This window comes from Aliiglaciecola sp. 3_MG-2023 (genome assembly GCF_030548205.1).
Lineage (GTDB): Bacteria > Pseudomonadota > Gammaproteobacteria > Enterobacterales > Alteromonadaceae > Aliiglaciecola.
Genome location: NZ_JAUORV010000012.1, coordinates 86,509 through 112,427, shown reverse-complemented (window position 1 = coordinate 112,427; position 25,919 = coordinate 86,509). Strand labels below are relative to the sequence as shown.

Sequence of the window (25,919 nt, the reverse complement as noted above, 5' to 3'; positions counted from 1 at the left end):
CTCTTATAAGACGAAGCTTATGAAACAAAAGCATATTTTATCAGAACTTATAACTAACAGTTGCGCCGACAGTGCGTGGACGAACACGATATAATTGGTCGCCTAGTTGACTAATATCATATTGTTCACCGGCTTTAACTTCACCTGCAGCGGCATCAATGATGTATTTACCGTCGCCGTCAGATGCAGTTGGATCATCGGCATTAAATAAGTTGTCAGCAAACACAGAGAACGACCATTGCTCTACATCGTATCTGACACTGGCATTCCATAGTGTGGATGCAGGAATTTCGTCATAAGATGTTTCGTAAAAAATCGAAGGCTGAGCGTAACCAGTAACAAATTCGTCTTTGTATGAAACACCAATTTGGGCTGTCATAACACCTTCACCAACTTCTTGTGTGTAAAGTAGTGAACTGACAATAGTTGACTCAGGAATACCGGGCAATGTCTCGCCGTCAGCTGCGCCAAAATTACCATCTGGTGTAGTGAACTCTTCGGTTAACTCAGCTTTGGTATAGGTGTACCCGAAGTTCAGTTTTAGGTTATCGGATAAGTTTGCATTTAGCTCAATCTCAACGCCTTTGGACTCTGCACTTTGGGCGTTAATCATTGCTGGGAAACCACCATTTGGTGATTGCACAAGCATGATCGGATCTTCCCAATCAATGTAGTAAGCGGTTGCGCTATAGTAAAGGTCGCCGTCTAATAAGCTGCCTTTTACACCAACTTCATAGTTAGTTGATTTATCTGGCTCAAAGAATAAATATTCTTCACCTTCGGCAAAAATACCGGTAGTGGGTAAACCATTAGCACCACCATGGCGGAAGCCTTGGGAGATGTTTAAATAAACCTTAGTATCAAAGTTGACGTCATAAGCGACATTAAATCGATAGAGCAAATCGCTGAAATCTTTTTCATCTTCACCGGCAGCGTAGCCGCGCGGATCAATGCCTGAGTTTTCAACATCACCACAGGTAAAGAAACCTAAAGTCGTATTCCAGAACTCTTCGCAGGCTGGCAGCAATACTTCTTGTTTGGCATAAAAGCTTTGTTCAAAATAACGCAAACCTGCTGTGACACTGATTTGATCTGTAGGGTAATATGTTACTTCACCAAATATAGCGTAGTCTTCAAATTCGGTTTCTTGAAGATTGCCATAACCTACATCTGTTCCAACGGGATTGGTGATATTGAAGGCTTCATCTAAACCATAAACATAGTCGTAGGCTTCAGCTTCAAAATCCACAGAGTTGTAGTAAACTCCTAAAAGCCAATCAGTGTTTGCATCGGTTGAGCCAGTTAAACGAAACTCTTGGGTGATGGTATCGGTTTTGTAGGTTTTTTCACCAACGATAATTTCTGACGCTGGCGCTGTTCCGCCAGTGTAGCCGTAGTAAGAAACGTAGTAGGGGCCCCACCAAGTTGAATGACCATAGTTGTAACTTTGGTCATACATGTTTTCTGCTTCATTACTGGTGAATGAGGTGGCAGAGGTTAAGTCGGCGAAGCCTAGCTCATGCTCTATCACAAGTGATGTGATGCTGGTTTCACGCTCAAATTGCTCTAATATCTTAGCCGCCGTTTTATAACCGCCTAAACCTTCAGATGTTGCAGAAGAACCTTGTACTTCATCTTTTTGGTAATTATGGGTTAGCAATATTTCGGTTTCATCGGTGGGTAACCAACGAGCAGAAATACGGGCCATAGAGACATCTTCGTCATTAATATCTTCAGCTGTTTGATATTCACCGGTTGGTTGTTTATTTTCATCTAATCCAGCAATGTAATCACTGTCGATGTAACCGCCATTTTTAAGGGTGGTTACTACACCACGAACTGCAAAGGTGTCGCTAAGTGGCACGTTTAACGTAAATTCTAGGTCGTGGTTCAAATCACCAGCGCCATCGGTACTAGATACTTTTGCCTGAACTTTACCTGAAACTTTATCGAATTCAGGTTTGTTGGGAATATAGCGCATTGTGCCGCCCAATGATCCTGAACCATACAAGGTTGACTGCGGACCTTTAAGCACTTCTACACGATTCATATCCCGCAATTCTAGGTTAGCAAAAAGCGGCGTTTCTCCTAAGTAAACTGAAACCACAGGGTCTGTGGTCATCGCGAAATCTTCTTGAGCACCACCGGTTAGGTTTAACCCCCGCATGACGATTCCAGAGGAAATACCATTTTTGCCCCGGCCTACGTCGGTAAGAGTTAGACCCGGTATAGAGCGAGCTATGGCAGAAAAGTCAGTCACTCCGGCATTTTCTAGCGCTTCACCACCGTAAGCTGAAATGCTGTATGGCACTTCTTGAATTGTGGTTTCACGGCGTGTTGCTGTTACTGATATTTTTTCAATAGCATTTGCTTTCGGCTTTTTATCTTGGGTAGTAGCCTCTGTTTGCGCATAACTAAATGTTGATGAGCCAAGGCAGGCGCAACAAATCGCAACTCTCAACTTATTTGGATTAAACATCACAATTCTCCCTAGAATTAAGTCTTATAATTATTAAGTACACTTTATACAGTTCGCTTAGCTGCTAGAAATACTATAGCGTGGCATTTTTGCCCGCAAACAATGAAAACGACTGGCGGTATTCCATTTTGGAATGGTTTATAAAACAATAAGTTAACTGAAAATATAGCGTCTTTGGCGATTTATTTAGGTCAAAAGGTATTTCACAAGCAACGGCTTGTATGGTGAAATGCAACGCTTCGGGCGTGATACTTTCATTCACGCGGTAATCAATCGTTAAAGTAAAGGTATTTTAAGTGAGAGGAAAACTTCCCAGCATTATTTCCTTGCAGTGTTTTGATGCAGTTGCTTACCATCTAAATATGACCTACGCAGGGGAAGCATTGCACTTGACCCAAAGTGCAGTTAGCCGGCAAGTTAAGAATCTCGAGAGCTTAATTGGCAGGCAATTATTTTATCGACAAGATAACCAGCTAGCACTAACCCCTGTGGGTGAACAATATGCTGAAGAGGTCCATAAGATATTAAACAGCCTAGACTCTATTACTCAGAAAATATGTTCCAATACGGACTACACCAAGACAGTTAAATTGAAAGTGGTTACAGAGCCCACGTTTGCTATTGCTTGGTTAATGCCCAAGTTAAACGAGTTTTACATTAATTATCCTGAGATCGAAATTGATTTAGGCACTGATTATGAATCCGTGACCCGCAATACTCGCCGCTGTGATTTTGCCATACTTTGGGGAAGTGGTGATTGGCCTCATTATTATGCAGAACCGCTGCGTCACGACACTTATTTGGCCGTGTGTACCCCTAAATATCTGCGCGGACGCAAATCGGTCAAGACCATGGGAGAAGTGGCTAACTTTGATTTTATTCATCAAAGTAGTGCAATTTCAACCACCGATGAATGGTTCCTTGAAGCGGGTATGACAGAAAAAGAAATATCAATGATAGGCGGACAGCATTTTGATTATTTCATCTATTTATTACAAGCAGTAAAAAATAATATTGGGGTTTCTATATTGCCTGAATATCTAGTCAAAGATGATATTTTAAATGGTGACCTGATCATTGCATGTGAGGAAACTTACACCCCCAAACAACGGTTTCATATACTTTATGATGAAGAAAGGCAGGAAGATTACGCCATTCGTCAATTTAGAAAATGGTTATTAACCCACAAAGATGACATGTAAATCTTCGGACCCCCATATGCACAGCACTCCTAACAATGTGTTTAGTTCTTCAGACCAAATCAACCTTATTGACGCTTTGGGGTCAAAGGCGTTTTTTGCCTCTTTGGTAAATCTCCTTAAAACGACCACAGAGTTCGATAGTAGCTCGGCTATTTGTTACAACAAAGACAAACCACCAGAGTTGCTATTTTCAGATTTACTGGAACATGAACAAGAGATCTTTTATGCCCGCTTTTTGGACGGCGCTTATGTGGCCAGTCCGGCATATCAGGGATTTATGAATAATGCCTCTGATGGTGCGTATTTGTGGTCTGAATTGATGCCAAAGGGGTTCAAAAGCTCGCAAATGTACATGGCATATTACCAACCCAGTAGTATCGAAGATTTATTGTATTTTTTTGTAAACTGCGGCGATAGTGGTTTTATTCAGTTCAGTATTGGACGCCACTCACCCAATCCCCAGTTTTCGGTGGACGAGTTTAATTGTTTGAGTCAGATCAATAGGGTTATCATTGCATTCATTCGCAAGCATTGGGAGATAGTTCAGCTTAAACACGCCCATGGGGGACAGACCTTGTCTTCTGTTGTGTCTACTCGCGTGAACTACTTACTAAACAACTTTGAGCCTGAACTGTTGACAGCTCGAGAGCGGCAAATTGCTAAATTAGTGATAACTGGTCATTCGTCACAATCTGCCGCTGATAATTTACATATTTCACCTGGTACTGAACGTGTGCATCGGGCAAAGCTATACGCCAAACTAAAATTGCGTTCCAGTTCGGAACTTTTTTCCTACTTTTTAGGCCAGTTAACCCGTCTTTCGTAACGTATTCAGCAATACTTCTATTTTCTCACTGTAGGCTAAAAATACTCAATTAAATTAGATGTATAGTCTTTTTTGATAAGGAATGAGGTGAATAACAGGATACAATGTTTCGGTTTTATGAAGTTTTTATCACACTTTGTATTTGTAATATATTTGTCGTTTTTCGCTGCTAGTTTTTCCCCCGCGCTGTTTAAGCACATTCTAAACGTCACACGCTAAATCAAACTTTCTATTAAAAATAGTGAATTAAAAACGCACTCGTCGTTGTGGGTTTTGTGCTGATTTTTCGTGTTTTGTCATGATGTTCAACAAGTATACCAATTCCAGTTTAGGCTGAGGTTACCTTGCGTAAAATAAAAAATAACTCATATCTGAAGGGATAATTACAATGAAAACAACGTTTTCGAACTCACGTTCGCTAGGGTTACTTTGTCTTGTAGCGGGTCTTAGTGCCTGTGATGACGACAAAATTATTGAGGTTGAAGTACCAGTTGAAGTGCCTGTAGAAGTCCCTGTAATGGTGAATGCAGAGCACACCATGTTAACTGACCCATTCCTACAAGTTCCAACTGATAGTTCAGTCAATGTAGTGTGGTTCACTAATTTTGAAGGTTCTGCACACACTTTGACTTATGGTGACGCTACTACCTCTGATGTGACCACTACCCAGTTAAGCCGCATGATGGAAGATGCTTCCTCTCAACAGTTTGGTAAAACCTATGATGCCGTGGGCTATCGTTCGGTTTATCGCCACGAAGCGACTGCAGAAGGGTTGACCCAAGGTGTACGACTAGACTATTCAGTATCGAGTACAGATGAGGATGGTTTTGTATTTGCTAGTGATACTTTTACATTAGCGCCAGCGCCAGCAAAAGATGCACCGTTAAAAATCCTATTAACGTCTGATTTGCAGTCAAAAAAGAACGTTGTAGCTAACTACCAAAAGGTGGTTGAAACTGTAGGTACACCTGATGCGGTTTTGTTCGCCGGGGATTTTGTAAATGTACCAGACCGCGCTTCAGAATGGTTTGACCAAGCAAAAGATAACGCGCCTGGTTTCTTCCCTGCGCTGCAAGGCCACTATCAAAAATACCTACCTGGCTTCCCATACAATGGAGGTGAAATTCTGCAACATTCACCGTTGTTTGGCACCATAGGTAACCATGAAGTTATGGGCCGATATAATCCTACTGAAGATGATTATTCTCTCAATGGTAGCTTCAATGATCCGCAACCTGCATGGTATGCAGAAGCCGCCTACGAGCAAGTTAAAGCCGACGTTAACCCAACGGATGATGCAGACATTAAAGCCCAATGGATTGCTGATCAATCACACAACCAAACGAGCTTCTTAGATATTTTCTCTTTTCCTGACGATGGCCAGGGCGGTGAAGAATACTACGCTACAGCATTTGGTGACGTATTTATTATTTCCATGAATGTATCAAGAATATGGCGCTCTTGGAGTGTGTCTGGTGCCAGTAAATCGAAATTTGTAGAGGGTTTGAGTACCTTAGAAGACCCTTCTCAATGGGGCTTTGGTGAGTTTTTATTTGAACGCTTTGATAAAGATTCTGACCAATATGCATGGTTAGAATCAGTTATGGAAACGGATGCGTTTAAAAATGCAAAATACAAAGTGGTTATGGCCCACCAAGGGGTATTTGGTTTAGGTGACAATACCGTTCCAGTATTATCTCAACCCGTTATGCAACTAGTGGAAACCGATACCCAAGGGAATGAATCTATTACTGAATTCACCTTTCCTTTGAGTGCGGATACCTGGACCAATGACGTTGAACCCATGCTAGCAAATGTCAGTGAGGTGCGTTATCAATACCCACTTGATCAAGATGTCTGGTTAAATGATATTGAACCTTTATTGTTGGAAAATGGTGTTGATTTAGTTCACATCGGGCACTCACACTTATGGAATCGTGCTCAGGTTGAAGATTTACACTATTTAGAAAGCTCGAACGTGGGTAATTCCTACGGTGCTTATTATGTGGATAGTAGCGGTGTGTATACCAGAGATGTACGTTCCAGTTATGCGGATTTTTGGGCTGATGTGAATTCAGCAAATCCTCGCTGGGCTATTGAAGATTATCCACCCAATGGCGACCCACAAGATCGCGTTATGAGTTTCCCCACCGTGTTTAGTCCTATGAGTTTGGAAAATGAAGACTATCCAAATTTACCATTTGTAACGAGCAATACCTTATCGGTCTTCTCTATTTTGGATACCGGCACGGGAACTGTGCAAAGTTATGTGTTTGACCCAACTAATCTGAATTCTGATGTTCAGTTATTTGATGAGTTTTCCATCGAATAAATCTGTTGTTGTTTATCAGCTAATAGCCGGCTAAGGTTATTAGCTGATTTTTTTGAGGATTAAACTGGCTTTATGTCGGCAATATTTACTTCTTCAATATGCAATTGAATATCTAAAACGGCTTCAGTGCTGTGCTTAGAAAAATAATGACCTTGGATAGGTGCGATAACATCTGGGTTATGGCTAACAGCAGTAGGTATAAAAAAGCTGTTTGCCAAAATGCCATTAGTCGGATCAAAACCTTTCCAGCCCGCACCGGGTAAATAAACTTCGGCCCAAGCATGCATTGAACCCACTGCGCGATTGAAACTATGATTGCCTTCCTCGGATGATGGGGGATCAAACAAATACCCGCTCACAAACCTGGCGGCTAACCCCAATTGACGAACGGCTGAAATAAATAGCATCGCCATATCTCGACACGAGCCTGAACGTGACGCTAGTGTGAGATTTGGACTTTGGATACCTTCTTCATCTCTGCGCACGTAACTTATGTCGCGACCAATGGCTTGGTTAATATCCGTTAAAAACTGCACAATATCTGGGTGTTTTGCCGGGGAGGGAACTGCTTGTTGAAACCAGCTAAGCACCTGAGATTCATTTTCATCAACTTGGTCTTCACCTAAGCGATATGGAGTTAAGGATCTCAGATCGTCGCCTCGATAATCAAAAGGGTATTCAATGGCATATGGCTCAAGTAAGAAATCGTAAGGGTTATCATCATTAATCTCTACATGAATAACCGTCTTAAATTCTAAGATGTCCGACTCCGTAAGACCAAAGTTGCATTTTACCACTGAATTGCCTTCAACATCGCTGATAAAACTTTGTTGTGCAGGCGGTATTGTTGCTATTGAAAAGCTATGAACCCGCCTCTGATGGCCTTCAACGGGGTGAAGATACAAACTGTGCCCTGAAAAACTAACTGGGCCTGAGTATGTATGACGAGTTAAGTGCTCGATACGCAGTATCATAAGTTTATCGTGTCCCAAAGTTAGTATGTGTTACTCAAACACTGCCGAGAATTGAGGTTATACCCTACTTGCAGATGATGCAAACTACAATCTGTTGGGGGCGTTTCAAGGGGGAGTGAAATTATTTATTGCACAAAAAGTAGCGTTTTATTGTATTTAACTTGCAAGTTAAAACCAATTTCATTTTTCTTTTGAAAATTATGATAAGTCATTTACCTTATCAAAGGATGCCATCTTTCCAATTCACAAACTCGCTTGTTCTGACAAAAATCACCCGGTTAACTTGCTCAATAGTGGTTATTAGATTGGCAAATAAACAGCTTACATGATAGCAAAATAAAACATCACTAAAATAATAGTTAACTGTTTTAATTATAAAAAAATCTACTTTTGGACTCTTCTAGCACTATCCTTAGTTATATATTGAATCGTTTTTCTAATTTGGTTTTTAACTTCCTTGCTATTCCATATTCATGTGGTTTTTATTAACTGAAAATTTCAAATATACAAATTATTAACATTTTAGCTTGCGTAAATATACTTAGTTGTGTGATGATGATTCAACTACTTGGATATTTAAAACAAACATTGATTGTGGTGATGTTTCAATGGGTTAGAAAGCAGGAGGTAACACTATATGGCTTATATTTTTGATGCAGTAAGAACCCCAAGAGCGAAAGGGAAAGAGGGCGGGGCGCTGGCAGCAATGAAGCCTGACGAACTTGTGTCTCAGCTAGTGACGGCGATTCAGCAACGAACCGCCACTGAAATCAATCCAGAGGCGTTGATTTTAGGAGCGGTAGGCCAGGTGGGTGCCCAAGGGGGAAACATTGCATTGGTATCGAAGTTTCGAGCTAATTTAGCTGATTCCACCACAGCGTTTTCAGTCAACAATTTTTGTGTCTCCGGACTTACCGCAGTTTCTCAAGCCGCAGCAATGATTGACTCTGGGCAAGCACAAACCGTCTTGGCCGGAGGCGTTGAGATGATGTCTAGTGTTCCATTTATGGCGGATAAAGCAGATTTTTACACTGACCGAAGTTTACCTCTACGCAGTCGCTATTTATTGGTTGCACTTGCTGCAGATCGATTAGCAGAGGATCAAGGGATAAGCAGAGAAGAACTTGATCAAGCCGCACTGAGATCTCAACAACGCACAAAAGCTGCAGAAGATAGCGGGCTAGTGGCGTCACGAGTTGCAGTAAATGGCCTAAACCATGAAGAGTGTTTGCACCTTGGAACTCAAGCGTCATTGGCATCACTAGCGCCTGCTTTTGCAGGTGCCGCTAAATACTATAAAGACATACTTGGTAGGGATATCGACCATCGCCACACTATTGCCCATGCACCGCCGATTTCAGACGGCGCGGGCTTAGCTTTGGTGGGAACTAAAGATGCCTTAGATGCGCCACCTCGGGCACGAATCGTTGCTTGTGCAGAAGTTGGCGGTGATCCCGCAGAGTCGTTAACGGCGGGTATCGCTGCTATGGAAAAAGTTTTATGCCGTTCAGGTTTGTCATTGAATGACATGGATCGAATTGAATACATGGAAGCGTTCGCTGTAAGCATCGTCAAGTTTATCCGTGATTTTGATGTGTCTGCTGACAAGGTGAATGTTTCAGGGGGGCATTTAGCAAAAGGCCATCCTCTGGGGGCATCAGGGGCAATATTACTCTCTACCTTATTAGACACCTTAGATGTTGCGAAGGGACGATATGGTCTTGTGGTTGCAGCGGGTGCTTCGGGTATTGGCAGTGCGATGATTGTAGAACGATTAGGGGAATAAGTAATGAATGAACAGCAAACATCAATTGATATTATCGCAAAGCATCAAACTACCCTAGAGCAGGCCAGAGAGGCTGTCAAAACTCGGAAAAGCTGGAGTCCATTCAAAGACTCACCTTCGACCAAAATACATGGTCCGGAAAAGCCGAGTTTAGGAAAAGCCGCATTTACGGCGCATCTGAATCAACCTTTTACACTGGATCTGCCCGGAATTAAAGGTTGGGCAGGTGAGGAAGTTTCACCTTTTACTCAACAGAAGCTGGGGATCACATACCCACTTTGTGAACCAGAAAACATCATTGGATCAGCAAAAAGGGCCATGGCGAGTTGGGCAAAAGCAAGCCCTGATTTACGGGTGGCATTATGCCTGGAAATTGCGCAGCGCATGTACGACAGAAATTTCGAAATGGTACACTCGGTCATGCATGTGGCTGGGCAAAGTTATACCCAAGCTTTTAGTGGTTCAGGTCCTAATGCCTTGGATCGCGGTATTGAAGCCTTAGCTTACGCCGCTATTGCAATGGATAATGTTACGCCGAGCGCCCAATACCATAGAACCTTCGGTCGCGAAGAAGTGAATCTAGACAAAACTTATACACTCGTGCCCAGGGGGATTGGATTAGTAATTTGTTGTGCATCATTCCCCACCTGGAACGCATATCCAGCTATGTTCGCCAGCTTAGCCACCGGCAATCCGGTCGTGGTTAAACCGCATCCTATCGCTATTTTACCCATGGCAATTGTGGTTGAAACCTGTCGCGCTACTTTAGCGGAATTTGGGTTTGACCCAAATTTAGTCACTCTGGCGGCCGATACGTTGGCTGAGCCTGTTGCACAACACTATATTAAACACCCTGATGTGCAGATCATCGATTTTACTGGCAGTCCTCGTTTCGGTCATTATTTGGAAAGCACTGTGACTCGCAAGCTGCTCTATACCGAAACGGCGGGAGTAAACAGCGTGGTTGTGGAGTCGGTAGACAATTTAGCTGAATCCATGCGTGCCATTGCCCGAGCGACGAGTTTATTTTCGGCGCAAATGTGCACCAGTCCGCAAGTCGTATATGTGCCTAAAGATGGTATTAAAACAGCAGATGGCCATGCCAGTTTTGAGCAGGTGGCACAAACCCTTGTGAATGAAATTGATGCCATTGGCCACGACCCTAAACTCGCCGCGGGTATAATGGGAGCCATTCAAGGGCAAGTTAGTCTTGATGTTGTCGAAGAAGCTGAAGCAATGGCAAACAAACATGGTTTACCAATCTTACGGCACGGGGAAGCATATCCTCATCCTGATTTTCCTAATGCACGAACACTCACGCCACTTGTGATCTCCACTACATCTGCTCACAAACAAATGTACTCAGAAGAACGCTTTGGTCCCGTATTATTTATTGTTGCGGCACAAAGCGGCGATGATGCCGCCCACGAAGCCACTGAACTGGCACGCACCCGGGGCACCATTTCATGTTATTTGTATTCAACCGATGAAGATTTTATTCATCGCTGGGTCGATGAGTATGCACAAGTTGGCGCAAACTTAACAATCAATCTCACCGGTGCTATGTGGATCAATTTTGCAGCAGCCTACAGTGATTATCACGTAACAGGATTGAATCCTGCAGGAAATGCGTGTTTAGCAGATCTGTCTTTTGTGGCTTCTCGATTTCGCATTGCCCAACGACGTCGACCGATTTCTGAGGGGGCAGCATGAGCCCAAGTGTGTACATTGTTGGGGCCTCAATGACGCCTTTTGGTAAACACATTGAACAGAGTGTTAAGTCATTAACCACTCAATCAGTGGAGGCCGCCCTGAAGGATGCAGGTATCGACAAACAAGCAGTGCAAGGCGCATGGTTTTCGAATACCCGGCAGCAAATGTTGGAAGGGCAGAATACCATTCGAGGGCAAATTGCGTTGCGTGCTGCAGGGATTGAAGGGATCCCCATTATCAATGTAGAAAATGCGTGTGCATCTGGTTCCACTGCGGTGCACCAGGCGATGACAGCAATAAAAGCTGGCATGCTCGATATCGCCTTGGTGGTTGGTACTGAAAAAATGGTTTACAAAGATCGACCCGAGAAAGTGGCCGCTGCATTTGCTGGTGGTACTGATATCCATGACCAACAAAGTGTACTCGATTATATTGTATCCATCGGCGGGGAAAAACCCGGACCCGACCGCAGTTTGTTTATGGACTTGTATGCCGCTCAAGCGCGGGTGCACATGGATAGTTTTGGCTCAACTCAGGAAGATTTTGCTCGTATTGCAGCCAATACCCACTGCCATGGACAACATAACCCCAATGCACAGTACCGCACTCCCTTTAGCGTTGACCAGGTGCTAGCGGATAAAAGTATCGTTCAACCCTTTACCCGTGCTATGTGCGCACCTGTTAGTGATGGTTCTTCTGCAATGGTTCTATGTAGCGAAAGGGTTCTAAAACAAATTGGTTTGTCACGGGCGGTTAGAATTCGTTCATTGGCGCTTTTGAGCACGATTACACGAGACAAATTTGATTATGCCCATCACATTAGTCGCAGGGGGGCACAACTTGCTTACCAGCAAGCCGGAATTGACCCTAAAGATATTGATGTTATTGAGGTTCATGATGCCACGGCGTTTTCGACGTTGGTACAAATTGAAAATTTAGGCTTGTGTGAGCAAGGTGAGGTGGGGGCGGCTTTACGAAAAGGAGACTTCAAGATTGGTGGCAGAGTACCCGTTAACCCATCTGGAGGACTGCTTGCTAAAGGGCATCCTGTTGGTGCAACGGGTATCGCCCAACTTTACGAGTTAACCAGCCAATTGCGAGCAGAGGCTGGCCCAAGACAAGTGGAAGGAGCGCGTATTGGGGTGGCAGAAAATGGCGGAGGGTTCCTCGGTGTTGAAGAAGGAGTCACGACCGTAACTGTGTTGGAGAAAGTGTAAATACACTTTTGATATCCATCTGCATTCTACCTCCAAGATTTAAGGAAAAAGCTTATTTCAAAGGCGGAACGAAGCAATAAGTGAACTGGCTAAAAATACAAATAAGAGAATGCTATAAATGAAAGAAGTTCAAACGTTAAATTTAAAATTACCGGTATTTTGCGCACCTATGTTTCTCGTTTCAGGTCCAGAATTGGTTATTGCAGCATGTAAAGCTGGGATCAGTGGCGCGTTTCCGTCTACCAACACCCGCACCATTGAAGAATTAGATAAGTGGATGAGCAAAATATCCAGCGCTTTAACCTATGAGGATGCACCTTGGATAATGAACTTAATTACCCATTCAACTTATACCCGTTTGGAAGAAGAGCTAAAACTTGTGGCTAAGTATAAACCGGCCATTGTGATCACAGCACTGGGCTCACCTAAACCTGTAATGGAGACTGTAAAGTCTTATGGTGGGATGGTGTTTGCCGATGTGGTGGATTTAAAGCTGGCCAAAAAAGCGGCCCAGGCCGGGGTTGATGGACTAGCCTGTATTAGCGCCGGAGCGGGTGGTCATACAGGTCAACTCTCGCCTTTTGCTTTTATTTCAGCGGTGCGTGAGTTTTTTGATGGCTATATTGCTGTGGGCGGCGGTATTTCTGACGGCAGCGGCGTGGCTGGCGCTATCGCTGCAGGTGCCGATTTTGTTTATATGGGGACGCGATTTCTGCCTGCTAAAGAAAGTATGGCTCAGGCAGAGTATAAAGAGATGGTAGTAGCGGCAAATGCAGATGATCTTATGGTCTCGGCAGCTATCACGGGAACAAAAGCATCCTGGTTGAAACCAAGTTTGCAGAAAGCCGGACTCGACCCTGATACCCTCGCAGATAGCGTAAAAAGAGATTATTCAGGGGGAGGAGATAATAAACGCTGGAAAGATATTTGGGCGGCAGGACAAGGTGTAGGACGCAGTCGTGCCATTGAATCTGTAGCCGATATCGTCGCTGATTTAGACGCTGAATATAATGCAGCTATCGAGCGGTTTAAATGCAAGACCCTTTAACGCTCCTTATATCAAGTACAGATAGTTCTTCCGTGAGTATTTCTTAATTATATAAAACAAGGGGATAGCCCTATGAGCAAGATTTTAAATGGGATCCGAGTATTGGATTTTGGTCGATATATTGCTGGCCCCTTTTGCGCCACCTTGCTTGCCGACTTAGGGGCCGATGTGATCCGTATAGAAAAACCCAGCGGTGGTGAAGACAGGTATACCGTGCCAATTAGTGACCAAGGTGAAGGCGCATATCATACTCAGATTGGGCGCAACAAAAGAGCAATTACCTTAAACCCCACATCAGTAGAAGGCCGTGAAGTAGTGCGTCGTTTAGTGGCAACAGCTGATGTCGTGGTAGCAAATTTGCCGTATCCCGCACTGAAGAAACTGGGTCTTGATTACGAGACACTCAAAGAGATTAAACAGGATATTATTTTGACCACGGGCTCTGCATTTGGTGCGACTGGACCTTATGCCTCCAGAGGGGGGTTCGATACCGTAGCTCAAGCCATGTCGGGGGCTATGTATTTAAGTGGCAGTAAAGATCAACCAGCCAAGTCGTTTGCTCCTTACAATGATTTTGGCACTGCATCTTTGAGTGCTTTTGGTACATTAGCTGCGCTGATGCATCGTCAGCAAACGGGAGAAGGTCAAATGGTTGAAGGCACTTTGTTAGGAACCGCTTTAACCTTTAACAATGCTCCATTAATGGAAGAAGCCATTGGTGGCATAGGCCGACAAGGCAGTGGAACCAGAGGCCAATATAATGCGCCAACTGATACCTATCGTACTAAAAATGGCCATATTACCGTACAAGTCGTTGGTGCAGGAATTTACAAGCGTTGGGCGAGGTTAATGGGAGAGGAAGCATGGTTAGATGATCCTAGATTTGATTCAGACCAATCCCGAGGTGATCACGGTGAAATTATCGGTCAGCGAATGTCACATTGGTGTGAGCAGCGTACTAACCAAGAAGTGCTAACTGAATTAACCCAAGCTGGTATACCTTGTGGCGAGATGCTAACGCCCCGTGAGGTGCTAGAAAACGAACATATTGTCGCAGCCAATATGTTTCAGTATTGCGAATATCCAGGAGTAGAAATCCCAGCGCCTATTGCAGATCATCCTATTCGTTATTCAAAAACCAAAGTTGCTAAATTTACACGGGCCCCTACATTAGGAGAGCATACCACTGAAGTGCTTAGTCAGGTTGGCTACACTTCTCAACAGATTAACGAATTGAAAACAAAGGGGATCATTTGAGGGGAATTCTCAGCTATTTACTGAGTTTGCCCCGACTGTTACTGATTTGCAGTGCGTAGGATGTGTCGGTTGGGTAGACCTCTTTTTTACAGCAGGAACAGATCATTTCGAGTTTCAAAGGATCTCCGCATATTGTGTGGGTAAGCAACAGTGGCGGCCCTTCAGGGGAGGGTAACCATTTGTCTCCCCACTGCATCAATGTCAGTATTATTGGATAGATACTGATACCTTTTTTAGTCAATTTATATTGAATTCGTCGTGAATCACCAGCAACTTCAGTGGTGGTTAGGAACCCGTCTTCACAGAGTTCTGAAAGACGGTTAGACAGAATATTGGTGGCAATATAGGTGGCTTTCAGAATACCTTGAAACTGGTTGACGCCACTAAATAGTGAACGAAATATCAACATGCCCCAACGATCACCTATGATTTGAATACTATCATCGAGTAAGGTTGTGCTGCTTGCAGACTTCGAGGTTTTACGTCGCCTCGCACTGTATTTCGCTTCCATTTCTCCGGCACCGGGGCCCGTTTCCCAGCTCACATCTAAAGGACTAATTTCAGTACCGCAAGACTCACAGGCTGGGAAGGGGTCGGTTATATTGCCACAGGATTTATGGGTGAGGACGATTTCCAGTTTTCCGGATTTTTGCCCCCATTGACGCTCCCAATGCAACATCGCCAAGGCAACGGGATACAAGTCGATGAATTTTTCAGTGGCTTTATATTCGTAACGTTTTGGTCTTTCACTATATGCGACTTTGACCATGCAACCTTTGTCGATTAGACGTTTGAGTCGATTACTCACCACGGGTTTTAACAGCTTAGTTTGTTGGCAGAACTCGTCGAATCGTCTAGCGCCAAGCCAATAACTTTCCATGATCAACAAAACCGGGCTATCACCTATAATTTCAAGTGCTCGCCAAATTGAGCAAGTTTGAATGAGTTTTACGTCGGTAGATGGGCTATTCAAATGAGTCGGTTCCTTATCTATTGTCACTTCTGACGGATCCCTAATCTAAATCATATCTCCAATTATATAGGTGTGATTATGAAAGTTACTAGGAATAAATAATAGCTCCTAATTTGGCGCTTAAATTGCAATTTAAACACAGCATTTGCCAGTGCAATTATGGCTCAAATTTATCATTGCTATAGATTAAAATTAGGTTAGTTCCATATGGTTTTATAACAAAAGTTAAAAAAGAATAGTTTGCGCTAAATCAAAAATAAAATTATTTTTACAAACTGAGGGAGAGCTAATCAACTTGCCGTTTAGCTTAACCCATTAGTGCTCATCGGTTCCGACAATGAACGCGGCACAGGTAGTGGCACTTCCGCCAAGGTTAAAAATACCCACGTTATTGGCGTTTTCTATTTGGTAATCTGCGCATTGCCCTGTGGTTTGCTTATAGGCATCCAGCATCATTCTGACTCCTGTTGCGCCCACGGGGTGACCAAGCCCAATGAGTCCGCCACTTGGATTAATTGGTAAGTCACCATCAAAGGTAATTATGTCATTTTCAACGGCCTTCCATGATTCACCTGGGGCGGTTAAACCTAGATGATCAATTAGCATGTATTCCGTCATAGAGAAGCAGTCGTGAACTTCCAGTAAATCTAAGTTATGCACACTTTCTAAGTTAGCCCGCAACAATGCATCTGCAAAGGTGCGCTTAACGTGGGGGAATATTAATCCATCATGTTCGCTCAATTCCAATTTGCGGTTCATTAATAGAGGGGCACTGCGATGTCCCCAACCTTTTATTTTGGGTATTGAAGATAGGGGAATATGGTTTTTTCTCGCATATTCAGCAGCGTAACTTTCAGTGGCTAAAAATACCACTGCAGCACCATCAGTTATTTGGCCACAATCCTGTTTCCGTAAGCGGCCTTCTACAACCGGATTAAACTCATTGTTGTCCATAAAACTTTGTTCATAGAATTGCCAATTTCGGGTTTGTGAATTTGGGTTGCGTTTAGCATTGGTAAAGTTTATATCTGCAATTTTAGATAGATGTCGCGTATCAATGCCGTACCTATGTTGATAGTGTTCGAGTAAGTCTGCAAACATTTTCGGCCAAACATAGTTGCAACCTTCAGTTTCTTTACCTACCCAGGCAGCAGAGCCCAAATACTCAGCGCCTTTTGCTGAGTTAACATTGCGCATCAGTTCAATACCTAAAACACAGGCAAGCTGATAGTGCCCGGCTTCTAAATCACGCATGGCACTTAATAAGGCAATAGAGCCTGAGGCACAGGCCGCTTCATGTCTTGATGTGGGAATGTCCGCAAATTCAGGAACTGCGTGGGCGAAGAAACCATTAAGTTGGGCTTGTCCGGTAAACAGGTCAGATACAAAGTTGCCAACGTGGGCAACCTCTACATCCTCGGCAGGTACTTTAGAATCCTTCAAGCCTTGCTGTAAACAACTCTCGAATAAATCGTATATGCTCTTATTTTCCCTAGCCCAATTACGACTGAAATCAGTCTGATTACCGCCTAAAATGTAAATGTTTTGTCCATTCATATTGTTCTCTTCAGGGATTAATAATTTTTATAAACCAACAGCTTTTTCACTGTTAACCCAACAAGCGTGGAATCCGACAGGGACGCGACTGGGTATTTTGAGGCGACATACCGGACCAGCGTCTACTTTTCTAGCATCGAGAATAATAGCTTCACTTTCACCTGAATCCCCATAGGTCAAAAAGCTGATGAGGTAACCATCATCTTCGTTGATGGCATTATCGGCAGGTGCAAATGGAGTCTCAGAGCCACAAGTACCGTTGGGGAAGGCATACACTTGCTTTTCACGAGTTTGGTGATCAAATTTAAACACACCACTAAAATTAATTAGCGAATCGCTAGGCATGAGGGTGGAATAACTATATCGATATTTTTTACCAGTCTTCCAATCTGCATTGATCATTGGAAACTCAACATTGGTATCGTCAAGTTGTTCTTCGGTGGTTTCACCTGTGGCTAAATCAAACGTCCAACGGTACAGTTTTACGTCTTTCCAGGTGCCGGCGGATTCCATTCTTTCAATGACGCCATCTCCAGGTTTGCGTGGTGTAATAGGATCCGGTTGACGACAACCATCCATAATGATTTTACCGTTCTCTTCATAGGCATTAACGGTGTGATACATATAACATGCACTGGCATCAAACCATTGTATATCGTCGGTAGTACCATGTCTGGGTACTACCGCAAACCGACTTGGACGGTCTTTGAAAAAGTGTAATCCGTGGCTACCTTTGTTCCAATGCAGAGGTAAGTCCATCAATATTGAGTAGTTTTCAGTAATTGCCATGTCGTGGGGCAGCCGGGCGCCAGGTAAAGGGATCTCTATGTAATTGGTTAGCTGTCCTGTCTTGTCTACTACGCCGTATGTCATGTAGGGTTCTTCCATGTTGTAATCGAAGAACATTAATTCACCGGTAGAGTCATCTACTTTGCAGTGGGCAGACATCTGCCTGGGCAACTTACTGTTAAAGGTTTCTTGGCCTTCAGTTTCCAAGGTGACAGGGTTTACTCTGTATGGGATCCCTGTTTGGTAGAACGTGGTTAACAAGGCACCATTGTGCCAAACCACATCTGTATTGGACGCATCTTTGATTGAGAAGTCACTGCCACTTCCTGGTGGCGAGTTTGGATCCGGTCTTGGCATTGCATAGCCAGGCCATAATGCATTTTGTGCTTCGCTTTCCATATTAAAGTGCTTGGTTCTAATCCAACGGTTTTTATAACTGGCTTTGCCATTTTTAAAGGAAAGGGTATGCAACATGCCATCACCATCAAACCAGTGGTGGGGACCTTTGCTGGCAAACCGAGGGTTCGCTCCGTTACGGACGTAAACGCCAGTTAAATCCTCTGGCACTTTACCTTCTAAAACCTCTAAACTATCGACTGTATGTTCAAATAAGGTTGGACCTAGTGCACCGTGCAAATATGGGTTCACATTATGAAGATGCTGTTCTTCTTTGGTCCACTCAGGAGTATCTTGTTGCTCATACTCTTTAATCATTTTTGAGTTCATGGGAGATCCTTTTTATGTGTTTTCTGGTGCGAATTGAATACATTCTGTTATCACAGTGATGCCGTTAGCTTATGGCGCATCACCTTGCCTAAGGCATTGCGAGGAATTTCAGCTACCAAATGCATTTTTTCTGGAAGCTTAAACGACGCTATGTTTTGCGTTTTTAAATAGCCAATTAAGTCGTCTAATGTCAGACTTTTCTGTGGTTTTAATGCTACAAATACGGCAATTCGTTCACCCATTATTTCGCAAGGGTAGGGAGCCACAGCGACATCTAATATGTGTTCATGACCACTTAATAGATTATCCAGTTCAGCCGGTGCTATGTTCATTCCGCCGCGTATAATGAGATCTTTGCAACGACCTATAAATTTAAAGAAGTCAGGGTCTTGTGATGAAATTTGAAAAAGATCCCCGGTTTTAAAAAATCCGTCTGAGGTAAAACTTTGCGCAGTTTTTTGTGGAGCTTTAAAATAACCATCAAATACGCCAGCGCCTCTTATTTGTAGCTCTCCAGAGGTGTCATTTTGAGTGATTTCAGTGTTTGTTTTTACATCCACTAATCGTGTTTCAAGTAAATCACTTTTACGCGGGAACAGGCGGGCGCGCTTTTCAGGGGACGTAGTTTCATTCGGGCCGCATAGTAGGCTCATGCCTTCGTTTGAACCAAAATGGTTGACAATTTCTATGTTAAACAATTGTTTGTATCCGTCTACCATCCACGCATCAAGAGGCGCAGAGCCGGAACCAATAGCACGAATTGTCGAAAAGTCGATGGCACTTCTTAGTTTTTCATCTTTCAACAAAGTGTTGAGCAATGTGGGAGGGGCCAGGGTGTAATTCACCTTTTCATCGACAATCTGTTGTAAGAACACGGGTAAATTTAACGGGTGATGAAGAACGAGTTTTCCACCACTGTATAACCAGCTTAAAAACATGCCGCCAATGGAGGCCATATTGATAAGCGGGAAGGGATTGAGCAAGGTTTCGTTATCTTCAATTTGATTGCCTAAATAGGTGGCTTTACCTATGGCTAACCATTGGTTATGACTACGGGGAACGCCTTTGGGGTCGCCTTCAGTGCCAGACGTCCAACAAATTGTAATCAAATCATCGGCCCTGATTGGGTATTGGCGGGTATAAGCTTGGTATTCCTCAGGGGTTATCCCTTTGTCCATTATCGTATATAAGTTAGCGTCGGATTTGCCTTCTCCCCAACTCAATATTTTGGGAGGGCTGTTCAACTCAGATAACGCCACGCTGCGATGTATTTTTTCCAACAATTCTGTTTGTTTAAAACTTGCTGTAGTGATAACGGCTTTGGGTTGTAACATTTGCAAAATAGTGCGCAGTTCACTTTCTTGATACTGCACGGGGACTGGGCTGAGGATAACCCCTAACTTGGAAGCAGCTAAGTAGCAATATATGAGCTCAACCACGTTTGGCATTTGTACCAACACAATGTCATCTTTGATTAACCCCAATTGCAAAAAAGCGCCAGTGAGCTGTTCTACTTTATGTGACAACTCCTGGTAACTTAGGCGTTGGGGTTGATTGCCAGTCAGGCTTGGTTTATCAATGGGATCAACCAACGCTGTGCGTTGCGGATACTCAGAGGCTGTTTTGTCAAACAATTCATGAAGCTTCAGTTCACTCCACTCTCCTGAGTCGTGGTACTGCTTTATTCTGTCTAAAGTTGAAGTAATCATTCTAATTTCTCTTCAGGATTCGGTATCTTTTGCACGTCTTTGTACTGTAGTAAAACAACTAATTTACCGCCTTAATAAGGCGGCATTCGAGTAATTAATCTGTGCTTAGAAGTTATAAGTAAACTCTACCGCTACACTTCTAGGACGCTCGTAAATGCCATAATAGGCAACCCCTGTTCCACCCGTGAGTGTGGTTGAAAAGGGCAATGAATTAGACAGGGTCATGACGCGTTCATCAGTAATATTGTTGCCAATTAACGCGAGTTGCCATTTGTCGTCATAGTCGGCCAATGCTATGCGAAGTCCCCAACGGGTATAGCTGTCTTGCATCGTATTTGGATCGATAGTGACACCGGCATTGTATTCGTCGCTGTACTCCATATTTAAGCTGTAGGTCATGTAAGCCCAATCGCTGATGTCTTGTTGGTATTGCAGTCTTAAATTACCTGAAAACTCTGGGGTGTAGATAGCCCGTTCACCAGTAAGGTTACACAAGCCATCAACGGAGGAGCTCAACACTTGATCTGGCAACACCAAATCCGGGGCACATTGGGCAACGTCGAAATCCAGATATTCAAAATCTAGGTAAGCCAACGAACCTGTTAATACCAAAGATTCTGATAGCAACCAACGACCATCTATTTCGATGCCTTTAATTTCTGCTTCAGCGGCATTTTGCACGTTAAATCCGACGGTGCCATCAAACTGGGTCACTTGCAGATCTTCATAATGGGTGAAGAAAGCGGCGCCATTGATTTCTATATAACCAAATCCAAATTTTCCACCTAGTTCATAACTTGTTGCCTGTTCGTCTTCAAACTCAAAGGAACCTGGATTGACCGGATTGTCAGGATAGCTATTGGAACGAATATCAAAACCACCGCCTTTACTACCTTGGGTATATGAGGCATAAAATAGCGTATCATCATCAACTTCGTATTGAATATTAAGTAATGGATCAAGTTGTGATTCATTGCGTGTACCTTCAAGATCGTGAGCATATATTTTTATGGCTCCCATCATGACTTCGAAACCCGCTTGGGGACCAAAAGCGGGAGAGCCCGGAAATAATGCGTCTGCAGGAATCCCACTAGTATTTTCGCCTGGTAAATTCAGCACGCGATGAGCGTCTTTTTCTTCTTTGCTGTAACGTGCTCCTGCAGTGACTGAGAGTTGCTCTGTGATCCGCCAGTTAAGCTGTGCAAAAGCGGAAAAGACTTGAGAGTCTTGGGAGAAGTCTCTATCCCAACTACCACCAACAATAGGCACATAAGCTGGATTTGCAGCAAAGGTGCTACCAAATAGCACATTGTCATAGGTAATTAGCTCATTATCTTGAATATAAATACCGGCTATATAATCGAGGTTTCCATCGGTGGGGGAGGCAACTCTTAACTCCTGGCTCCATTGTTTAAAGCGCTCTCCTTGAGTGGAACCATTAAATAAATCTAGTCCGGTATAGTCCACATCAATGAGTTCATCAGTGTCATACTTTAGATATGCAGTGGTTGAGGTAATTGTAAAATCATTGATATCGTAGGCGACGTTTAACATCAGAGTATCAACCGTATTATTACTTTCTTGCCCGTTGTTTTGGGATTTGTAATCTTCATCGGTTTCTACATAAAGCGCGCCACTGAAAATGGTAGAATATGAACCAATGGCCGAATGGTTTTCAATTGCTCTGCCGGCCGTGTCGAAGTTAGATGTTTCTGCCTTAAGTAAAATCGTTAAGTCATCGTAATCCCACTCAAGCATGCCTCTTAAATACAATTGTTCTGTATTGGGTTCGGTGCGATCTAAGGTTACATTTTCAATCCAGCCATCCATCTCTCGGTATGACGCAACAAAACGCCCTTTCAGATTGTCTGTTAGGGGGCCAGAAATAATTCCTACGGTTTTAAATTCTTCTTGTTCGAATTCATATAAGGTTGAAATAGACGCTTCAAAATCATCAGTTGGTCGAGCCGAAGAAAGACTAATTGCACCAGCAATAGCGTTTTTACCAAAGAGTATGGGTTGAGGGCCACGAAGAATCTCAACGCGCTCCAAATCCACTAACGGTAATTGAATCAACTGATCGCGGCCGTAATACACCTCATCAACGTACATTGCTACAGATTGTTCAAACCCTTTATTTCCGCCTGATGAAATACCACGAATACCGATTTGGTTAGTAATACCGGATTTTGTGATATTGAGATTAGGAACAGAGCTCGACATATCCGTTAGGCTGTTAATGTTATTGCTTTTTAACAAATCCCCAGAAATGGCACTAATTGAAATCGGAACATCTTGTAACCCTTGCGAACGTTTTTGAGCGGTGACCTCGATAACTTCAAGGGATAACTCTGCATCTTTCCCATTGGTTTCTTGCGCTATTGCGTTAACACTGTATCCCATCATTAAAGCTGAAATATAAATGGCTACACGCTTCTTTTTATAATTAATCTGCATCGTCTGCTCCTAAATGCTTCGAACCAAAATATGCGTTTAAACTCAATGAAACGTTAGTCTAATAACGCAAGTGATATGACAATATACTTGTAGGTTCATTAATGCAAGTCTTTTTGTTAAAAAAATGTTTAAATAGGTTTATATAATGTAATTATTGTTGAAGGGGTAGTTTAACTGATTGTTTAATATATAAGACTTATAATGAAAGTTACGCACTATTCAGTGCTTGTATTGAGGTGGAATTGAACTTTATTTAGGTTAATTTACTAGGTTTTAGGCATAGGATGAGATAAGGTTTGTAGATGAATATTGAAAGTCAAATAATAACAAACCCAGTTGCTCGAGCACTTAAAATTGTCGGTGATCGCTGGACTATCTTGATCTTGCGGGATGCTTTTTTAGGTCGACATCGATTCAGTGAGTTTAGAGAATTTAGTAAAATAGCCCGTGGTACTTTAACCAATCGTTTGGAGTTTTTGATTGAGAATGAGATTTTATATAAAGCACCTTATACCCAAACTCCTCCCCGTTTTGAATACAAACTCACGCCCCGAGGACTTGGTCTTTACCCTTGGGCATTAATGGTTTGGGAGTGGGAAACGCACTGGGTGAGTCACTCTGGAACGAAGTTACCTTCTGTTTTACAGCATAATATCCAGGCTCAACATGAACTGAAACCAATATGCGTGTGCCGACATTGTCGTGTAGAAGTGCATTTTCAAGATGTGAAGCGAGTACAAGACAAATCCATCGATATTGTTTATACAGGAAATGTTGCTGAAAACATGAATACACAGCGGCGTTCCAGAGGAAGTACTGTCTCTGACGCCGATCACCGGTTAGGCCATATTATTGAAATCATCGGCGATCGGTGGAGCAGCCTAGTGGTTGCTTGTGTCTTCTTAGGGCTGAGTCGTTATGATGATATCCAGCAAAATTTAGGTATTGCCACCAATATTTTAGCGGATCGGTTAAAACTCATGGTGGACTTAGGTGTATTGACGCGAAATCTATATCAACAAACACCACCACGATATGAATATAAATTAACCGAAAAGGGGACTTCGCTATATGGTTTAATTTTAGCGCTACGTCAGTGGATGTTAGATTATTTTCCACCGATAGAACGCCCATTTAAACTCATTCACAATGCCTGTGGTCATGATCTAGATGTTGATGTTATTTGCGCCACTTGTTTAACTCCGCCCTTGCCTGAACAGGTAGGCTTTAGTAATCAGGAATAGAGTGGAACGACAGTTCATATTTAATTTTGCGAGGTTAATTCCCGTTTTAAAATTTTGCCTACAGGGGATTTAGGTAGCTCATCAATAAATTTAATTATTTTGGGAATTTTATAGGCGGCTAAATTACTGCGACAGTGATCTATTATGTCTCTTTCCGTCAGGCTATTTTGTTTACGAACTACAAATAATTGCACTGCCTCACCCGTGTCTTTAGATGTGATGGCAATCGCCGCAGATTCTTGAACGTCGTCTAAGCGGTTTACAACTTGTTCGATCTCGGCAGGGTAAACGTTAAAACCCGAAACAAGGATCATGTCCTTGATACGATCCACAATATATACAAAGCCGTCTTCATCCATAGTCGCTATATCACCAGTGGCTAGCCAACCATCTTGTAAACTGGCTTTGGTTGCTTCTGGATTGTGCCAATACTCCTTCATAATTTGCTTCCCTTTAACAAAGAGTTCGCCTTTGCCTCCAGGGCCGATAACTTGATTGTTATCACCGATAATTTTAATCTTAACCCCTTGCATTGGCTTACCTACTGAGCCTAAACGATAGTCGTGTTGTCCGCGATTAATAATCACCCCTGCAGAAGATTCTGTTAATCCGTAACCTTCGTTAATTTGGCATTGGGTGAGCGCTTCCCAGCACAAGGCAACACTTTGATCCAGAGCCATTCCCCCTGATAAAGTGAATTTTAAGCCTGAGAAGTCAAGGGTCCTAAATTGTGGATCGTGGCACAACATATTAAATAGGGTATTGATACCTACAAAAAGACTGAACTTTGTGTCTTTTAAGGCGTTGTATAGGGCGGGCAGATCTCGTGGGTTAGTAATTAAGATACTGGTAACACCATAAATAACTCCAACCATAATGTGGCCTACAAATGCGTACACATGGTATAGAGGTAAAGGTGCGGCAAATACCTCATTACCCGCTTCAAACACCGCTGTAGTATGCCAAAAGCTGTGGGCGGCGCTGACTAAGTTTTCATGGGTTAAAACAGCCGCTTTAGATAGCCCTGTAGTTCCTCCGGTGTATTGCAATAGTGCGGTGTCATCAGTTTTAGCTGGTACCGGATGGAATTGAGATTGACTACCAAGGGATAATAGTTCCGCGTATTCACAACAATCGACATGTAAATTTTCTAAGGTTGTAGGCTGATTTTGCAAGAAAAAAAGTGCTGATATGTCAGATTCATTCACCAAGTTAGTGACCAATTCTATTGAAGAGCTTAAAACGAATAGCGCTTTTGCTCCCGAGTCCTGATAGATGTGGCGAAGTTCGTTTGCAGTGTATAAAGGATTAATATTAACCAGAATTAAGCCCGCCCGCAGTGCTCCCCAAGCAACTATGGGGTAGGCTAGACAATTCGGTAATTGCAAAGCAATTCTATCGCCAGGTTGCAAATCCGTATAGTTTTGTATGTAAGCTGCAAAATTTCTTGAATCTTGGTCAAGGGCTAAATAACTCAGGCTTTGTGTGCCACAACGAAAGGCAGTATGTTGACTAAATTGCTTGCAACCTTGATTAAACACAGATTGTAACGTGACGTTTTCTAATTCAGTTGTTACTTGATTGTTTAAATTCATGTTTATCTCAAAAAGCTTATCTTAAAATTGGTTTT

17 protein-coding genes are annotated in these 25,919 nt (G+C 43.0%); 9 read left to right on the top strand and 8 right to left on the bottom strand.

What is annotated here, in order from left to right; all coding sequences use genetic code 11:
• Positions 1–40 precede the first annotated feature (40 nt).
• Positions 41–2,479: a TonB-dependent receptor gene (locus tag Q4574_RS14480; RefSeq protein ID WP_303474860.1), complete on the bottom strand. Its 2,439-nt coding sequence runs from the start codon at positions 2,477–2,479 to the stop codon at positions 41–43.
• A 296-nt stretch (positions 2,480–2,775) separates the two neighbouring features.
• Here Q4574_RS14480 and Q4574_RS14475 point away from each other — a divergent pair, with 296 nt between their 5' ends.
• From Q4574_RS14475 to Q4574_RS14465, 3 genes are all read left to right on the top strand, one after another.
• Positions 2,776–3,681, top strand: coding sequence for a LysR substrate-binding domain-containing protein (locus tag Q4574_RS14475; RefSeq protein WP_303474859.1), 906 nt, complete (start codon positions 2,776–2,778; stop codon positions 3,679–3,681).
• A 16-nt stretch (positions 3,682–3,697) separates the two neighbouring features.
• Positions 3,698–4,507, top strand: coding sequence for a helix-turn-helix transcriptional regulator (locus Q4574_RS14470; protein WP_303474858.1), 810 nt, complete (start codon positions 3,698–3,700; stop codon positions 4,505–4,507).
• A gap of 388 nt (positions 4,508–4,895) precedes the next feature.
• Complete coding sequence (locus Q4574_RS14465; protein ID WP_303474857.1) at positions 4,896–6,839, top strand: fibronectin type III domain-containing protein; 1,944 nt, start codon at positions 4,896–4,898, stop codon at positions 6,837–6,839.
• Positions 6,840–6,898: 59 nt separating this feature from the next.
• Here Q4574_RS14465 and Q4574_RS14460 read toward each other — a convergent pair whose 3' ends face one another.
• Positions 6,899–7,813, bottom strand: a complete 915-nt coding sequence (locus Q4574_RS14460; RefSeq protein WP_303474856.1) for a transglutaminase family protein — start codon at positions 7,811–7,813, stop codon at positions 6,899–6,901.
• A gap of 637 nt (positions 7,814–8,450) precedes the next feature.
• On the opposite strand from Q4574_RS14460, the gene Q4574_RS14455 reads away from it, so the two are divergent.
• From Q4574_RS14455 to Q4574_RS14435, 5 genes are all read left to right on the top strand, one after another.
• Positions 8,451–9,599 (top strand): acetyl-CoA C-acyltransferase, encoded by a 1,149-nt coding sequence (locus Q4574_RS14455; protein WP_303474855.1) that lies wholly within the window; start codon positions 8,451–8,453, stop codon positions 9,597–9,599.
• 3 nt (positions 9,600–9,602) lie between these two features.
• The gene (gene paaN, locus Q4574_RS14450) at positions 9,603–11,312 is read left to right on the top strand and encodes a phenylacetic acid degradation protein PaaN (protein ID WP_303474854.1); all 1,710 of its coding nucleotides are present in this window, start codon (positions 9,603–9,605) and stop codon (positions 11,310–11,312) included.
• Positions 11,309–12,529, top strand: coding sequence for a thiolase family protein (locus Q4574_RS14445; protein WP_303474853.1), 1,221 nt, complete (start codon positions 11,309–11,311; stop codon positions 12,527–12,529). The genes paaN and Q4574_RS14445 overlap by 4 nt, the downstream gene beginning before the upstream one ends.
• Before the next feature lie 118 nt (positions 12,530–12,647).
• Positions 12,648–13,577, top strand: coding sequence for a nitronate monooxygenase family protein (locus Q4574_RS14440; protein WP_303474852.1), 930 nt, complete (start codon positions 12,648–12,650; stop codon positions 13,575–13,577).
• A 72-nt stretch (positions 13,578–13,649) separates the two neighbouring features.
• On the top strand, positions 13,650–14,834 hold the full coding sequence (locus tag Q4574_RS14435; protein WP_303474851.1) for a CaiB/BaiF CoA-transferase family protein: 1,185 nt from the start codon (positions 13,650–13,652) through the stop codon (positions 14,832–14,834).
• Positions 14,835–14,847: 13 nt separating this feature from the next.
• Here the strand turns inward: Q4574_RS14435 and Q4574_RS14430 are convergent, their stop codons facing one another.
• The 5 genes from Q4574_RS14430 to Q4574_RS14410 all read right to left on the bottom strand — a co-directional run bounded on the left by Q4574_RS14430 (position 14,848) and on the right by Q4574_RS14410 (position 23,045).
• Positions 14,848–15,834, bottom strand: a complete 987-nt coding sequence (locus tag Q4574_RS14430; protein ID WP_303474850.1) for a helix-turn-helix domain-containing protein — start codon at positions 15,832–15,834, stop codon at positions 14,848–14,850.
• A gap of 288 nt (positions 15,835–16,122) precedes the next feature.
• Positions 16,123–17,364, bottom strand: coding sequence for an acetyl-CoA acetyltransferase (locus Q4574_RS14425; RefSeq protein WP_303474849.1), 1,242 nt, complete (start codon positions 17,362–17,364; stop codon positions 16,123–16,125).
• A gap of 27 nt (positions 17,365–17,391) precedes the next feature.
• Positions 17,392–18,879: a carotenoid oxygenase family protein gene (locus Q4574_RS14420; protein WP_303474848.1), complete on the bottom strand. Its 1,488-nt coding sequence runs from the start codon at positions 18,877–18,879 to the stop codon at positions 17,392–17,394.
• Positions 18,880–18,929: 50 nt separating this feature from the next.
• The gene (locus Q4574_RS14415) at positions 18,930–20,588 is read right to left on the bottom strand and encodes a class I adenylate-forming enzyme family protein (protein WP_303474847.1); all 1,659 of its coding nucleotides are present in this window, start codon (positions 20,586–20,588) and stop codon (positions 18,930–18,932) included.
• 105 nt (positions 20,589–20,693) lie between these two features.
• On the bottom strand, positions 20,694–23,045 hold the full coding sequence (locus tag Q4574_RS14410; protein WP_303474846.1) for a TonB-dependent receptor: 2,352 nt from the start codon (positions 23,043–23,045) through the stop codon (positions 20,694–20,696).
• 302 nt (positions 23,046–23,347) lie between these two features.
• On the opposite strand from Q4574_RS14410, the gene Q4574_RS14405 reads away from it, so the two are divergent.
• The gene (locus Q4574_RS14405) at positions 23,348–24,289 is read left to right on the top strand and encodes a helix-turn-helix domain-containing protein (protein WP_303474845.1); all 942 of its coding nucleotides are present in this window, start codon (positions 23,348–23,350) and stop codon (positions 24,287–24,289) included.
• A gap of 20 nt (positions 24,290–24,309) precedes the next feature.
• Here Q4574_RS14405 and Q4574_RS14400 read toward each other — a convergent pair whose 3' ends face one another.
• A complete protein-coding gene (locus tag Q4574_RS14400; RefSeq protein WP_303474844.1) occupies positions 24,310–25,884 on the bottom strand; it encodes an AMP-binding protein in 1,575 nt (524 codons plus the stop codon).
• Between the last annotated feature and the right edge of the window lie 35 nt (positions 25,885–25,919).

Excerpts from the sequence above, each read along its gene's own strand:
- Q4574_RS14410 (WP_303474846.1), bottom strand. The coding sequence starts at position 23,045 with ATGCAGATTAATTATAAAAAGAAGCGTGTAGCCATTTATATTTCAGCT.
- Q4574_RS14425 (WP_303474849.1), bottom strand. The coding sequence starts at position 17,364 with ATGAATGGACAAAACATTTACATTTTAGGCGGTAATCAGACTGATTTC.
- Q4574_RS14420 (WP_303474848.1), bottom strand. The coding sequence starts at position 18,879 with ATGAACTCAAAAATGATTAAAGAGTATGAGCAACAAGATACTCCTGAG.
- Q4574_RS14480 (WP_303474860.1), bottom strand. The coding sequence starts at position 2,479 with ATGTTTAATCCAAATAAGTTGAGAGTTGCGATTTGTTGCGCCTGCCTT.
- paaN (WP_303474854.1), top strand. The coding sequence starts at position 9,603 with ATGAATGAACAGCAAACATCAATTGATATTATCGCAAAGCATCAAACT.
- Q4574_RS14470 (WP_303474858.1), top strand. The coding sequence starts at position 3,698 with ATGCACAGCACTCCTAACAATGTGTTTAGTTCTTCAGACCAAATCAAC.
- Q4574_RS14455 (WP_303474855.1), top strand. The coding sequence starts at position 8,451 with ATGGCTTATATTTTTGATGCAGTAAGAACCCCAAGAGCGAAAGGGAAA.
- Q4574_RS14405 (WP_303474845.1), top strand. The coding sequence starts at position 23,348 with ATGAATATTGAAAGTCAAATAATAACAAACCCAGTTGCTCGAGCACTT.
- Q4574_RS14460 (WP_303474856.1), bottom strand. The coding sequence starts at position 7,813 with ATGATACTGCGTATCGAGCACTTAACTCGTCATACATACTCAGGCCCA.
- Q4574_RS14400 (WP_303474844.1), bottom strand. The coding sequence starts at position 25,884 with ATGAATTTAAACAATCAAGTAACAACTGAATTAGAAAACGTCACGTTA.
- Q4574_RS14440 (WP_303474852.1), top strand. The coding sequence starts at position 12,648 with ATGAAAGAAGTTCAAACGTTAAATTTAAAATTACCGGTATTTTGCGCA.
- Q4574_RS14415 (WP_303474847.1), bottom strand. The coding sequence starts at position 20,588 with ATGATTACTTCAACTTTAGACAGAATAAAGCAGTACCACGACTCAGGA.
- Q4574_RS14465 (WP_303474857.1), top strand. The coding sequence starts at position 4,896 with ATGAAAACAACGTTTTCGAACTCACGTTCGCTAGGGTTACTTTGTCTT.
- Q4574_RS14435 (WP_303474851.1), top strand. The coding sequence starts at position 13,650 with ATGAGCAAGATTTTAAATGGGATCCGAGTATTGGATTTTGGTCGATAT.
- Q4574_RS14445 (WP_303474853.1), top strand. The coding sequence starts at position 11,309 with ATGAGCCCAAGTGTGTACATTGTTGGGGCCTCAATGACGCCTTTTGGT.